This is a genomic window from Neolewinella agarilytica (genome assembly GCF_900110645.1).
Taxonomy (GTDB): domain Bacteria; phylum Bacteroidota; class Bacteroidia; order Chitinophagales; family Saprospiraceae; genus Neolewinella; species Neolewinella agarilytica.
The window spans coordinates 1-14,155 of the sequence record NZ_FOFB01000037.1 but is presented as its reverse complement, the minus strand read 5'-3'; the positions used below and the strand labels follow the sequence as shown (position 1 = coordinate 14,155).

General features: G+C 47.8%; 9 protein-coding genes. 5 read left to right on the top strand and 4 right to left on the bottom strand.

Annotated elements, in window-relative coordinates; all coding sequences use genetic code 11:
* Nucleotides 1-160: 160 nt before the first annotated feature.
* Nucleotides 161-1,219 (bottom strand): trypsin-like peptidase domain-containing protein, encoded by a 1,059-nt coding sequence (locus BM123_RS22090; protein WP_090173019.1) that lies wholly within the window; start codon nt 1,217-1,219, stop codon nt 161-163.
* Nucleotides 1,220-1,369: 150 nt separating this feature from the next.
* Here BM123_RS22090 and BM123_RS22085 point away from each other — a divergent pair, with 150 nt between their 5' ends.
* The 4 genes from BM123_RS22085 to BM123_RS22070 all read left to right on the top strand — a co-directional run bounded on the left by BM123_RS22085 (nt 1,370) and on the right by BM123_RS22070 (nt 6,714).
* Nucleotides 1,370-3,151 (top strand): MutS-related protein, encoded by a 1,782-nt coding sequence (locus BM123_RS22085; protein ID WP_090173017.1) that lies wholly within the window; start codon nt 1,370-1,372, stop codon nt 3,149-3,151.
* 114 nt (nt 3,152-3,265) lie between these two features.
* A complete protein-coding gene (galE, locus tag BM123_RS22080; protein WP_090173015.1) occupies nt 3,266-4,276 on the top strand; it encodes a UDP-glucose 4-epimerase GalE in 1,011 nt (336 codons plus the stop codon).
* 114 nt (nt 4,277-4,390) lie between these two features.
* Nucleotides 4,391-5,116 (top strand): MBL fold metallo-hydrolase, encoded by a 726-nt coding sequence (locus BM123_RS22075; protein WP_175489511.1) that lies wholly within the window; start codon nt 4,391-4,393, stop codon nt 5,114-5,116.
* Between the two features lie 371 nt (nt 5,117-5,487).
* Nucleotides 5,488-6,714 carry a hypothetical protein gene (locus BM123_RS22070; RefSeq protein WP_090173011.1) on the top strand — a complete coding sequence of 409 codons (1,227 nt, stop codon included), beginning with the start codon at nt 5,488-5,490 and terminating at the stop codon, nt 6,712-6,714.
* Nucleotides 6,715-7,241: 527 nt separating this feature from the next.
* On the opposite strand, the gene BM123_RS24080 is transcribed toward BM123_RS22070, so the two are convergent.
* The gene (locus BM123_RS24080; protein ID WP_139212046.1) at nt 7,242-7,586 is read right to left on the bottom strand and encodes a hypothetical protein; all 345 of its coding nucleotides are present in this window, start codon (nt 7,584-7,586) and stop codon (nt 7,242-7,244) included.
* 427 nt (nt 7,587-8,013) lie between these two features.
* Complete coding sequence (locus BM123_RS22060) at nt 8,014-8,508, bottom strand: hypothetical protein (protein WP_090173007.1); 495 nt, start codon at nt 8,506-8,508, stop codon at nt 8,014-8,016.
* Between the two features lie 840 nt (nt 8,509-9,348).
* Here BM123_RS22060 and BM123_RS22055 point away from each other — a divergent pair.
* On the top strand, nt 9,349-10,467 hold the full coding sequence (locus BM123_RS22055) for a hypothetical protein (protein ID WP_090173005.1): 1,119 nt from the start codon (nt 9,349-9,351) through the stop codon (nt 10,465-10,467).
* Here BM123_RS22055 and BM123_RS22050 read toward each other — a convergent pair.
* Nucleotides 10,462-13,884 carry a CHAT domain-containing protein gene (locus tag BM123_RS22050; protein ID WP_139212044.1) on the bottom strand — a complete coding sequence of 1,141 codons (3,423 nt, stop codon included), beginning with the start codon at nt 13,882-13,884 and terminating at the stop codon, nt 10,462-10,464. The genes BM123_RS22055 and BM123_RS22050 overlap by 6 nt on opposite strands.
* Nucleotides 13,885-14,155 lie beyond the last annotated feature (271 nt).

Sequence of the window (14,155 nt, the reverse complement as noted above, 5' to 3'; positions counted from 1 at the left end):
TTACCCGCATACGGGGTCCCCAAGCGAAAATCGAGCGACCGCAGGGAGCCGACCGGCGAAGCCAGCCGCGAAGCGAAATTGTAGTCGAGGGGCACCATTTAGTGCATTTGGTAATACACGCAACGGGGTCTCTGAAAACCAGTCATTCCTAAAGGCAAACTTATGCGAGCCACTTCCCCCCAAATCGTTCCACCAGGATATTGTCGAATTCATCAGCTTTTCGGAAGAGTTCCTGAAAGCGGGGTAGTGCCGTTTCCACGGTTAGGTAACGATCATAAATGAGGAGGGAGAGAATAATGTCTCGCCCATAGGTGCTGAAGGTGAGCTGGGGGAGTTTGTAGTTTTCCCGGAGCAGGAAGGCGAAGAGATCCGCATTGGGCAGCTCCGGTAAGGAGCAGAGATAAGCGTCTCCGGTTACCAGCCCGCTGTCTTCATGGTAGGCCAGCTGAATGACTGCGCTGCCCTGGCGGATACTCCACAGGTTAGGGCCCCGGCGGGCAAGGCGGGCATCGTGGCCTCCCGAGGTGATGATGGACTCAATGGTAGAGGGAACGCCAGTGGGCGTATAATCCTCCAGCATATCCGGAAGAACGAGTTCACTTCCGCAGTTTGGGCAGTGTCCTTTGGGATTTAGCAGAATCTCGAAAATGACTTCCCGGCAACTGAAACAGCGGGCGGCGGAGCGGCCCTTGCCGCTGGTGAAGCGATCCAGCGATCGCTTCAAGGTTGTAGCGGGCAGACTGAGTGCCCGGCCTTTTCCTTCGTGCAGATCGTACATATTAATTCCTGCCAGGGTGCCATCATTGGTGAATAGCGGACCACCACTATGGGCCGCTTTCTGCAGGGCATTATGCATGATGAAGGGTATACCGTGATGCTCATGCACGGGCTCCATTACCTCTCCGTCGCTGATTCGGATTGGATGCCCGAAATGTTGCCCAATGGCGGTAACCGGCTCACCGGCGGCAGGTAATGCTTCGGCCAGCTTTAGCGCCGGGAGCTCAAATGATTTAGCGGGGCGCAGAAAAGCTAAATCGTAGTAAGAATCGAGGTAGACAACGGTGGCAAGCTGCTCGGCTTCTTTCTCGCTGCCGATTACTACGGTAGCGTTGTCACGAACAACGTGCTCATTGGTGACCACCAGGCCGTGGGCTGGCAGGTAAACACCCGTGCCGGTACTGAAGGGAGTGGCTACCTGAAAAACGTAGTCGGAAAGCATGTGAACAAATTAGTAGCCCCAAGGTAAGCAATTACCGTTCTATCGAGCTCGATTGTGCTACTTTTGCCCTGCAAAGTTCGGAGCCTGCAACACCTCCAGCAATCTCCCCAGTGCGGAGCCTACAAGACCACAAGACCACAAGACTACTCCATGCCCTCTCCATCCGAATTTTACCGCCAAACCTTTCAGGAGCAAACCTCCCTGGCCGAAAAATATACCCAGCGCTACGAGCGACTGGCGCTGGTCCGGCTCGTTGTTTTTATCGGTTGGCTGGCGGCCGTTATCGTGTTGATTACAACGAATTTTTTTTGGGGGCTGGGCTTCCTGATACTGACGGTTCCGGTTCTTGTGTGGGGAGTGCGCCATCACCTGGCGCTCCGCAGGGCGGGGGAGGACGCCAGCATTCTGGCGGGGCTGGCGGACGGTGAATCCCGGGCGCTGAACCACGATTTCGGGCATTTTGAGGACGGTAAGGCTTTTCTGAATTCCGCTCATCCTTACGCTTTAGATCTTGACATATTCGGCCGCCACAGCCTCTTTCAATACGTGAACCGAACGGTAACGGCACCGGGGCAGGCTCGCCTGGCGGAGCACTTGCTGTCGGGGCTAACGGAAGAGGGGCGGGCGCGGACGCAGGTGCAGGGGAAGGTTCTGGGAGACATGCCGGACTGGTGCCTTCGATTTCGTACTATCGGACATGAGTTGAACGATGATATCCGGCATTTTGAACGGCTACTGACCTGGCTTGATCGTCCGGCAGTAGTTAGTGGCCGCTGGGAGAGCCTCGCGCTCTTACTTGCCCCTTTTCTCAGTCTGGCGTCATTAGTGTATATGCTTTTTGTCGGGCCCTGGTATGTCGGCGCGCTGGGCCTCGTTCCGGCCATCCTGATGCTGCGGAAGTATAAAGAGATCATTCCCCGCGAGCACGCTTACACCGCAGAGATGGGGACGCTGCTGAGCCGCTACGCAGCCTTATTGGAACACATCTCCACTCTGCCGGGAGAGCAGCGGGTTGGGGAAGGGGTTTCCCCCGCCCTTCGTACCCTCTCCTATCGCATCAGCCAGCTCGATGTGCGCTACAACCCTTTTGTCATGTTACTGGAATTAGGCGGTTTATGGAGCCTGCAGTGGCTGCGCAAACTGGATGTCTGGCGGGCTGAATATCGGGAAGAGCTCCCCCGCTGGCTGGATACGCTGGCTGAAACGGATGCCCTCGTCAGCTGGGCTACCCTGCGCCATAACCACCCTGGCTGGACGGATGCGGAATGGACGGAAGACCCCATCTTTGAGGCACGTTCTCTGGGGCATCCACTCTTATCCCCCGCCGGCCGGGTAACGAACGATCTCTCGATGCGTACTGATGGGCATATCCACCTGGTGACGGGATCTAACATGGCGGGTAAATCGACGTGGCTTCGGACCGTCGGAATCAACATCGTGTTGGCGAATGCCGGCGCCCCTACCTGTTCCCTGCACCTGCGTTTGCGCCCACTGCAAGTATGGACGAGTATGCGCACCCAGGACGATCTGAGCGAAAGTACCTCCAGCTTTTACGCCGAACTCAAGCGCCTGAAAGCCATCATCGGAGCCGTCAGCGACCCGGACCAACAAGTGTTTTTCCTGCTGGACGAAATCCTGAAAGGAACCAATTCGCGCGATCGCCACACGGGCTCCCGGGCGCTCATTCGTCAGCTTATCCGGGAGCGGGGCGCGGGCATCATCGCTACCCACGATCTGGAGCTGGCTGCCCTGGAAAATGAACCGGGAAGCCGCGTAGAAAACTACGCGATGGAAGTACAAACGGACGGTGATCAACTGACCTTCGACTATAAACTACACCCCGGCGTCTGTCAAAGCTTTAACGCTACCGCCCTGATGGCCCGGATGGGAATCGACATTCCGGAGGAGGAGATCAGGCTGCGGCACGATTGAGCAAGACAAGAGCCTGCCTGATCAATAAATGGACCATTCAGGTAGTAAAATGTCAATGTTTTTTTGGGAGCTGGCGCAGCTAACATCGTATCTTACCCACTTAAATGAAACTCTATGAAACGCATCCTCGTTACCGGAGGTACCGGTTATATCGGCTCCCATACTATTGTCGACCTGATTGAAAACGGCTTTGAGGTCGTTAGCGCTGACAATTACCACAACTCTCACCCTGAAGTGCTGGATGGTATCGAAAAGATTACCGGAGTACGCGTAAAGAACTACGCCATCGATCTGGCTGATGCGGATGCAACGAGCCAACTCTTTGTGAAGGAGCAGTTTGACGGAGTAATTCATTTTGCTGCCTATAAGCTGGTGGGGGAGAGCGTGGACAAGCCACTGGCTTACATGCGGAACAACCTCAATAGCCTGATTAACGTCATTGAAGGACTCGCCGCTCAGGGGAGCTCTAATCTGGTGTTTTCCAGTTCCTGTTCTGTTTACGGCAACGCTGATGAGTTACCGGTGCGGGAAACTACGCCCCGCAAGGAAGCAGAAAGCCCTTACGCCCTGACCAAACAGGTTGGCGAAGACATCATCACCGATTACTGTAAGGCACAGCCTGACTTTGCGGCCATTCTCCTGCGATACTTCAACCCCGCCGGTGCTCACAGCAGCGGACACATTGGCGAAGATCCGAGTAACCCGGCCACCAGCCTGGTGCCAGTGATTACGCAGACGGCCTCCGGAAAGCGTGGCTCCATGACGGTTTTTGGGACGGACTACGCGACCCGCGATGGCAGCTGTGTGCGCGATTATATTCACGTTGAAGATCTCGCCCACGCGCATACGCTGGCGCTGAAGTTCTTATTGGAGGGTAAAGTTTCCACTAACCCGGAACTCTTTAACCTGGGGATAGGGGAGGGGCTGACCGTACTGGAAGCCATTAATGCCTTTGAAAAAGTAAGCGGCGAAAAGCTCAATTACCAACTCGGAAGCCGGCGGGCAGGAGATGTGGTGGCCGTCTATGCTGATCGCTCCAAAGCGGAAAAACAACTAGGCTGGAAGCCAACGCGCGACGTAGAAGATATTATGCGCTCCGCCTGGGCCTGGGAGAAAAGCATGTAGTGGTAGAACCTTCCGTGGGCCGTACCTATTCCTTCAGCATTCCACTTTCCCAAAAAACTCTGTATCAAGCGTTCATTTACTTTTCTCGGCACGGCTACTTCTCAGGGTGTTCCGGTGCTAGGCTGTGACTGTGAAGTCTGCCGGTCAGCTGATCCCCGGGATAAGCGCTTGCGGGCCAGCGGATTGCTGCGGGCCGGAGTGGAGAACTTTGTTGTTGATGCCGGCCCGGACTTTCGGACTCAGTTGCTTCGCGAGCAGGTGAAAACTTTGTCGGGGGTGTTGTTAACACACGAACACGCGGATCATACGGCCGGCCTGGATGACCTGCGGCCCTATTGCTTCCGGCAAAAGATCAATATGCCCGTCTACTGCCTGCCCCGGGTGGCAAAGGAATTGCGGGAGCGCTTTGCCTATGCCTTTAGTGACTACCCCGGAGTACCGCGCTTAGACATCCGGGAGGTGAATTTTGGAGATACCATTTCTTTTGGCGGGCAAGACATAGAACTTCTGGAAGTTACTCACGGTACCTTGCCAATTATTGGTATCCGCTGGGGGGAACTGGTCTACCTGACGGATGTAAAGGTCTTGCCTCCCAAAACCATTGAGCGATGCCAGGGGGTGACAACTGCCATCATCTCCGCCCTGCATCAGAAAGGAACACATTCTCACCTGGGGCTTGGCGAAGCCCTGGACTATCTGGACGTATTAGGAGCGAAACGGGGTATACTGACTCACTTCAGCCATGCTATGGGGAAGACCGCCGCGATAAATGCCCGCCTGCCGGCGGGCCGGGAGATGGGGCATGACGGACTGCGGATAGATATAGGGCAAGATGGTTAGCGACCTGATATTTTCTCTCGCCCGCAGAAACAGCCTGGTGGAATGAGGAGAAGCCCAGACAGGACAGGTAGAATTCTCATCAGCAGTAGCTGACTATGCATGAGCTCGTGAATATTTTCGACGGCATTACCCAACATTGGCGGGTGTATTCCTTTTTATATAAGCAACTTGCCTGCAAGACAAAAACACTATTGTACAATTCCGCTGTCTCAGGTAGGTGTCAGAGCGGGGTTGATTAAATATTGCTCCTCAACGTTTTTCTTTGCACCTGATCATTCGTCAAGCGCAGGAACCACGGCCCCGCCAATGCTTGCCGAATGGTACCGTTGTCCGTTTGTTGTGCCCCACCGAAGAGGGAAAATCTATGTCCCATGAAATTTAAGGATGTCGACCTGGCTTTCGCCAATCTGCTGGCCAGCGAAAAGAAAGGCTTCGGCGAAGGTGTGCCCCGGTTGAAACCCGCCAACCAGGCCCTTGACCTGGCATTTCTAAAGGGGAAGCTTCGTCTCCATTGCCGGAGGTTGCTGTATGCCGCGCAAACCAGCCCGCAGGCCCTGGAAATAGGGGAAGAGGATGCCGCAGAAGCTTTTGCTCTGCTGGAACGCAAAAAGGAATACCTGGGACTCGACCAGGGACTTTTTCTTTACACCAATGTATTAGACTTCCTCTCCAGGCGACCTTCAGAGGTAAGTGTTGAAGACCTGCAAAATTACCTGAGAGTTTATGACCTGCACGCCGGAGATTGCAGCCTGGAAGAACAGATTGAACTCCTGATGATGGCATCCAGCTACTGTATTAGTCTTACCAACATCGGGCGAAAAGAGTTTGGCATTGACAGCCTGTTGATTCTGGCGCGCACGGTAGGTCTGCGATACAGCAATGATGGCGTAAAAGAGGAAGGCTACCTCAGTGCGAGCGTGTTTCGATGCCTGACGATAGCCGTTTTACTAATGATACCGCGTAACCGCCTGCCGGAAATCAATCACGTGGTAAAATGGCCGGCTCACAATACTAATTTCACGGTGAAAGAGTGGAGTTTGCGCTTTTCCAGGATTTACTCCCCGTTCCTTGATCCGAAGATCAGAAAGCCCTATCAGCAAAACCTGAAAGCCGCAATTCTATTTCAGGAAGAAGAATACCTGAAGGCCTTCAAAATTTTCAGAGAACTGCGTTTCCCGGATAGTCAGATCCTTAGCCTGTCACCGCTTCGTTTCAGTTATTGCTGTGTTTTTAGCATGCATTATCACGGGACTACAGCGGAGCGAAAGTTTCTGCGACGAAACAATTTGCGCCCATCGGTCATTCTGGAACGCTTTCGTAAAAGGGTGGCCTATCAGAAGAAAAAACTGGAAGGGGAGTGGGCCATTCTTCTCAGGCATGAGGTTGCCCTGGAACGAATGCAGGCAATACACAAAGCCTATGAACTGGCTAATCGCTCTGATTCACCAGAAAAAGTGTGGGCAAAAATTGAGGAGTACTTGCTGGTTGTTCGGGAAAGCCTTCTAAAGGGAGGATTGGCCATGGAGAAGCCATGGATGCAGACTCAATTGGAGTTGTTGGAAAAGCGATGTAAAAGTGGATCGCGACTTTCATTGTGAGTAAGTTTTTTCTCCGGAATTAAACAATTGAATTTCAGTGGGTTGAGGGCTTTTTTTTGCCCTGGGTGGCGGCCGTCTTTGTGCAAGCAGATACGTGAGGCTAACAGGCCTTTGGAAGCGGTTTATTTTGCGCAAAAGTTACTAACCCTCATTAATTCAATTTTTTAGCCGGTAGACCTCTGGAAATAAGCACTACCTCTCATGATTGTTTTATCTGGATTGTTCATAGCGTAAATAGAATCCCCGCCCTGTACGATGGTTAGACCACCTTCGTATAGGGTGTTTTTTATGGAGGTGGAAGCAAATTTTACAAGCTTTGGAGCATAGATCTGGAATATCCCCTTGCGCCATCAGATGAATCTTTTCAAAAGACTTGAACGGGAACATTTCGGTTTTCAAACTGCTGCCGTACAAGCACAACTGCGCTGAATTAAGAATAGCCGACAACCCCTGGAGGTTGTCGGCTATTTCTGTACGGAGTCTGGAGCAAATCGCTGTGAAAATGGACTGCTCTCTGCGGGGTCTTGCTACTGGATCACTACTTCGCTTGCTACGATCTTGTTATCGACATGGTAAAAGTATCGGAAGGTAGACTGTGAGCCAGACGCAGCTAATACTTCAACAAGCTTAGAACCTGGAACGGTTACCAAGCTACCATCAGGGAATTGGAGAACGACTATGCTGGTAGCCGCTGCTGCCGGAACCCAACTTAATAGCTGGCTGGCGTCGATACTTTCTGACGAGCTCGGGTTAACGGTACCAGAGTTCGCAGCTTGCCTTAACACAAGGTCCGCAGTGATCTGCGCCTGAACGGTAAGGGTGGCGCAAAAGAAGGAGATAGCTACAAGAGTAGCATTGATGAATTTTTTCATGGTTGTTTTTGTAATCGATTGACAGACAGCTTGCTGCAGGTTGGCTGCTGACGAGATTTCCGGGTGCACACCGGAGGGTGTTGTGCTAGCAAATGGCCGGGAACGGGCATGGGAATGACCGTTCAAGGCCAGGTCGACCTTGAAAAAATCTGTTGCCAGAAGTCTGGCGTTATTATTCTTTGTGCTGTTTTTGTTTGGGTGGAGCCCTTCCTCCACTCCCGGAGGTTCCTTTGAGGATGACTTTATTCATGTTGTTCGTGTATGTTGTTTTCTATGAAGTTGCCCCATGATCGACGCAGTAGCGAAGCCGCTTTGAGATGGCTTTCGTGTCATACCCGGTGAGGGCTGAGGGTGCTCAGTTAGCTGAAGAGGCGGTGACTTTTGTTGCCACTGTGGAACTTTTCGGGCCGCCAGACCTATTATTAAATTATCGGGTCAGTGGGGTCTTATTTACTCGTCTGTTAGCCTGGAGCTGTTGCAGGTATTGGTGATAATATGGTGTAAGCAGCTCGATCCGTTTACGAAGAGTATCTTCGTGAATTTGCCAGCCAGCATTAATTTCCACCAAGTGGTCGTTGCGCTTCTGAAGTTCTAGAAACGCCAACTCAAGAGCAATTTTGTCTTGAATGTTGGCATTATATTCTTCCTCCAGGTCTTCGAGGTAGTTAGAACTACGAATGTCATCTTCGTTGCGGGAAGCATCTCTGCCAAGAAGTGAGTCCCGTTGGGACCGAATCTGATTAAACTCTTCCGGGTTTTTCGATATTACGGATATAATTCGCTGGAGGTCAGTTATTTCTAACTTGAGGGAGGCAATCTGAGTGCGGTGAGATCTAGCCGTTGAATTGAACGTGCACCAAAAGGCAATACCACCGATGGCAAACAACAAGCTTGCCACTATGATGTGTTTTTTGCTGGACATCTGTACTGGTTATGTTGAGTGTAGAGATTAAAACAATAAAATCTCCGGACCAGGCACTAACTTTGTGGTAGAGGCTAAATTGCGCCTGGCGGAGTTTAGTTACGAAGGTCCCGGACCGCAACCGCGATCCGTAAAGGGAAAATCGGGGGACGTTTCCTCCGAGTCCTGAGCACGTGCGCCAACACTTATTCTCCGGACACCACTGTAACACAATGGCTAAATTTCTTTAGCGTTTCCACTGGGAGCGTGGACCTTCTGTGTCAAAATTAGTTACTTTATGTCAAACTTGCAAATTCTATGCGAAAATGACTATTAAAGTAATTTGTATTTTCAGGGGTTTTCTATTTTTTGAGTACGTGCTCTACTTAAAGTAGCCTGTGTGTTAACCCTTACACAGTTGCGAAATAAGAGAGGAATAGAGTTTTTGAATTTGTTTTTTTATTTTGTATATTGTAATAGAATTTGCAACATTAGCGTTATTGGACTATATTTGTGCAAATGCTGACTGTTTGTAGTAGGCCTGTTTCAGGTTTCTACCAGTTCGTAGTGTGTTCTAATTCTTAATTAAACTAATTTTCAAATGAATTGCCACTTGTCAACTCCAAGCTTTAGTGAGCGGCTTTTGAAAATTTATTTAGAATATTGTCAGTTTATTTACCTAAACAGACAGGCCACTATCTGCATACTTAATAAATAGTATTTTAGGTTTACTCAAAAAAGCCGATACATTAACAATAAGAGATATTCTCTCTTGTGCTGTTCATTGTCCTTTACGGTAGTATTTTTTAAGGTGTATAGCACCTGCTGAAATATTCGTATGTCTCTCAAAATTAAAAAAATATGTCATCAGCAAATAAGGGCCGCCAATTGGATGCCGTCGAATCATTAATTATATCGCCAGACGCGACTTCCAGAAAAGTAGAACAGGAATTAAATAAAAGACAGAAAAAGCTTAATAGTGAAGACGCAATAAAAATTCGTGGGGTTAATCAGTTATTTCTTAGAAGTAATACTAAGAAAAGAGAAAAGCTGAGTCGATTGTTAGCCCTGACAAGTACTAAATTAATTTTTGATGATGACTTTCCTTTTTCTCAGGAAGAACTACGGCTCAGGGAAAGGATGAAGGAATTATTCATGCTGCCTACTCGAACGGCTGATGTGACGGCTGCTCACTATATTCCGAAAGACGACGATATTCCAGAGGATGATGATATTAGGTTAGAAGAGAAAATATTGAGAGAACAAATATTGCGGGAGGAAATGAAGCGAATTCAGGATGTCAGATTTGATGACCCCTGGAAAAGGCAACGTACAGCTATTGTTAAACTTAAGGCACTTCATTATACTGAGGCCGAAATTGTTAATGCTTTAAAGGAAAATAATATACTTTCAGTAAACAAAAAAAATATTTCACAGGGAGCCGTAAATAAGTTGTATCGTGAATTTTTGGATTCTTATAAAAGCTTTCAGCCAGAAAAGTCCTTGGATAACCCGGGAGTTGTAATGGGGGCTCGCCATAATCTAGGTGACGTTGAAGAAGAAACCGGCCCTAAGGTTGATTTAACAAAAACTTCGGTTAAAAACGAGTTTGATGCTGAAGAGTATGATAGAGAAATCGTCATACCATTTGTAAAAGGAACCGTACCAGATGATGGCTTTTTTCTTGAAATAAGAAATAAGGATGGTTTCAGAGTAGAAGCACTATATTTTTCTTTAAAAGCAATAAAAAATGGTATTCTTAAAATTGATGTAGTCAAAGACACTGTACTTATTCCGGGAATATATTTAGGCCAAATGTTTAAAAGTGAAGATGACCTGAAAGCAAAAGAACCTTCCTATGAGTTTCCTTTCATAGTAGGAGTGTCAGAGCGAGACATTGAAGGCATTAATATGTTGCCCGATGGCAAAGGCAGTTTTGTGCCAGTCCCGGATCAGAACTTTAGTATCGACGATTTATAGAAAGGCGTCGGAGGGGTGAGCATTGTTAAAATCAATGAGCTGCTGGTAGGTCATCGTAGTGTCTCCCAGTAAAGTATAAGCTCCCCAGTGAATGGGGTTAGCATATTCCTTATAATCCTTGTCAACGCCATGGAGTAGATGGTTGCTGGATTTTCTGATGGCTTCGCCCAGTGTGCAAGGGGGGATGTGGCCTACAGGCTTTTTACCTGATTCCGGGGCATGCATTTTCTCTCCAATGATCCAATAGGTGAAAAAACGCTCAGCAAAAAAATGAGCAGGTTGGGTATAGGTTTCGTATTGGGTTCCCAGAACAGCTCTGCTTCCAGCCTTCAAAAAGGACGTCATCATAGAAAAGGGGAGGTAACCCCGTCTGCCCGGACCTTCGGAAGCTCCGCATCCATTAATGAACACCAGCCAATTATTTCTGAAGTTGTTGCAGGCAATCTCCTCATGATGGAAAAAATCAGGATTTGATTTGAGAATCGGGCCTTTCTTTGGGCTGGCTCCTAATGCTGGGTCGGGCTCATTCAGCTCGATTTTTTTTTGATCAAATTTGTTATTTTTATCAATTCGTAGGTGACAGAAAAAATAAAGAATAAGTGATTGCTGTGCTGCACGAAGAATACTCTCTTTAGCTCCTTTGAGGTGCTTGCCGGTTCCCTTAAGTATGGGGAAAAAGCTTAATTGACTAATGCTTATTCCATCTTTTGGCTTTAGAACATACTTCCAAAGTTCATTGAAGTGGTTTGTTCCTGCCGCCGCAAGTTGTTGTAGTTGCAGGCCACTGGACCTTTTGCGACGCCGGTCTATCCCACGGACTCCAGTGAAAATTTTCAGACTATCTTTTTTGGGTAAAGGTTTACCAAAATAGGCGCTACAGGTATCATCAGGACTTCTGGGGTCAGGTCTGCGTAGTCTCCATAACTCAGCAAGGGACGGAATGACTGCGTGTTGCCAATTCGTTCCAAAGTAAATTAGCTCTTCGTAGCGCGCCTTCTTCGGATTCTTAAAGGTAGTCTTTGGGTCAACTATTGGTAATAAACCAAAAGGAATACGTTGTAAGGCGTCGTGATTGAAGCATAGGTAAAGTCTTTCCAGGTGGGCTGTTTCTTCCGTAAGAATTTCACTAAAGAGCAGTTGGTATAATTCGTAGGCGAGACAGAGCCATTGCGCATTTAGGTAGCCAGGAGACTGGGAGGTAGTCTCTGTGAAATTTAACTCCGGAGACTGGATCAGATGCTTTATTGTGTCTTTCAGGCTCTTCCATTTCTCGGAGTTTTGTTTCAGCTTTTTTAATTCTTGATTTAGGTCATGGTAAGTATTATGGATACGAGAAATGGCATCGCGGAGATCTCTTGCCTTCTTCTTCAACTGGTTTACGAATGCAAAACTGTTATTCTTTGCATTGAGCCTAATGGATGTTTTGAGGGGTGCTTTACCGAATTTGTCGCCTTCTAAAACGATGAGTACAAATACATGCTTGCTGCCAATGAAATAGGACAATAAGCCGGCTGGACATACAGGGTCATCAAAAACGTTGATGATGTCATTAGCCTTTGCAAGGGTGATTTTTTTCTGGTTCTCTAATGCTGGTTTTCTCTGGTGATGCTTCTGCTTAAGCAAAGCAAAGTGACTGTCGATGATAATCTTGACGTCGGATGGGAAATGGCCGTAGTTTTGTTTTTGACTTTTGACTTGCTTCTTCTCTTTATCGCGAATCAAAAACCGATGAAGGCTGTATGATTGCAGAGAAGCCATAATAACGAGCCGGTCACGAAGTTTTACATCCTTCGTGTAAGTTGGGTAGTCCGGCAGTCGGTCATCCCAGTTTTCATTTTTCTTTCCGTGTACATGAACCCGAAATATATCATTGATGATTGCATCCCTTTTTTCATCTCCGGCAACGTATTTGTCGCAAGCTTCTAAGTGACTTTGGGCAATCTCAAGAAAAGATTCCTGAACCGGTAAAAAACGGGCAATAGTGGTTTCTTTGGAGCCCTCCCAAACAAGATTGAAATCACAGGCCTTAAGGTAGCCCCTGCAAGTATTATAAGTTTCCTTGGCTGCCAGGTAGTCTTCATGCCGGCTGGTGAAGCTTTCTCCTCTCCACTCCTTTATCTTGTACCTTATTTTCCAAAGTTTCAGCTGCCTGGCCGATGAAGTAAAACGTTGTAAAGGGTCAATAAACTCCTCCAGAAATAGCATTTCTTCTGTGAATCGCGCTCCTCCTAATCTGGTAGTAAGTATGTCTCCAAGTTTAGCAACTTTTGATTTCTCATTAAAGTCAATAGCATTCTTAATCGATAATTGCGCATTGAAAATATATCTTTTTGAATCTTCAATGTTGATGGAAAGACCACTTAGTTTGGATTCAGCTAGCAGTAAAAAAACACTCGCCTGATAGTTGTAGGCTCTGGCCAGAGTAGGGTGGGGCTTGTCCTTAAAATACTCAAGACGAATATTTATCTCTTCATTGTACAACTTAAGAGCCTCATTTAAGAGCTCAATTACCTCTGTAGTGAAATCCTTTTCCAGGCTTTTTAACTGTCTGGCACGGTTAAGGTAGGTTAATGCTTTATAACGGTAAAGATGAGCTACCCGCCGATGAGTATTTCTCCCAAGCGCATTTATGGTTAAGTCAATAGCTTTGCTAATGTTGATGAGCGCTTCAGGAAACCAGCCCTCTTTATACTGTTCAATGAGGTATAAAGCCTTTAGCTCTTGAACTTCACCATAGAAAAGCTGTGTACGCTCACTCTGTGAGGTATTTCCAAAGTAAGTGTCATATCGCTCAATACCACGATTGAGAAGGGCAATGATTTCATCATGCCGATCCGGGTAATCAAAATACGACCGTGCAAAGATCGTATAGATCTTCCCGAATAGGTATTTATATTCATTTTGTGTGGCGTCAGTGCAGGCAATTAAGCAATCATAAGCCCTGCTTAGGTGGACTCTGGCCAGAGAATGTTCGAGCCGCCGGTACAGTGCTTTAGCAGCCATGATGTGTACTCTGGGGAGAAGACAAGACTGAAGGAGCACTTTTCGATTGATACTTTTATCGATTAGCGCTTGCTCGATCTTTTGGTCAAGATGGCTCGCAAGGTTATAAGAACGGTAGTGAAACCCCTTTTGGTAAGCACAGCGTATAAACAGCAGGTCAACTTCGCAATCTTCCAGAAAGCCCACTTCACGAATGCGAACTTGCCAGGGAATAAGTTTCTCCTTTATGTACTCAGGGCCTCGAACGAATAGCCACAAGCGCATTGCGTCAATCAGAAAACGAGCAGATTTAGGAGTAAGCTTTTTTTGTTCGCTTTCAACTCTACTAAAAAGTTCATCACCCCCGGCTTCGAAGGCGTTGTTATGTAAGTAGTACCGAAAGTCTTTTGAATCGTCATTTGCTTCAGAAGTCACAATACATGGATATGGCCATTAATAGTGGCGAGTAGTAATTTTTACATGTTTGTGTCTGGCAAGAGCGGTAATATGAGTATTTTTTTCAAGTATTGCAAATTCTGCTCATTGTGTCTTTTCTTGTGTACCTGTATGAAGTGCTCATTGTTTGTCCTTCAACCCTTAGAGCATGTCTAAAAATTTGAGTCTCGGTTTCTACTGATCGACGAAAGAACCATCTGAATATTGGCCGCTAGAATGAATCCTGCCGAATTTTCTACTGTTCGCTCTA

Bases quoted from the DNA above. Each gene is read 5' to 3' on its own strand.
- BM123_RS22060 (WP_090173007.1), bottom strand. From the start codon at position 8,508: ATGTCCAGCAAAAAACACATCATAGTGGCAAGCTTGTTGTTTGCCATC.
- BM123_RS24080 (WP_139212046.1), bottom strand. From the start codon at position 7,586: ATGAAAAAATTCATCAATGCTACTCTTGTAGCTATCTCCTTCTTTTGC.
- BM123_RS22090 (WP_090173019.1), bottom strand. From the start codon at position 1,219: ATGCTTTCCGACTACGTTTTTCAGGTAGCCACTCCCTTCAGTACCGGC.
- BM123_RS22055 (WP_090173005.1), top strand. From the start codon at position 9,349: ATGTCATCAGCAAATAAGGGCCGCCAATTGGATGCCGTCGAATCATTA.
- BM123_RS22085 (WP_090173017.1), top strand. From the start codon at position 1,370: ATGCCCTCTCCATCCGAATTTTACCGCCAAACCTTTCAGGAGCAAACC.
- BM123_RS22070 (WP_090173011.1), top strand. From the start codon at position 5,488: ATGAAATTTAAGGATGTCGACCTGGCTTTCGCCAATCTGCTGGCCAGC.
- galE (WP_090173015.1), top strand. From the start codon at position 3,266: ATGAAACGCATCCTCGTTACCGGAGGTACCGGTTATATCGGCTCCCAT.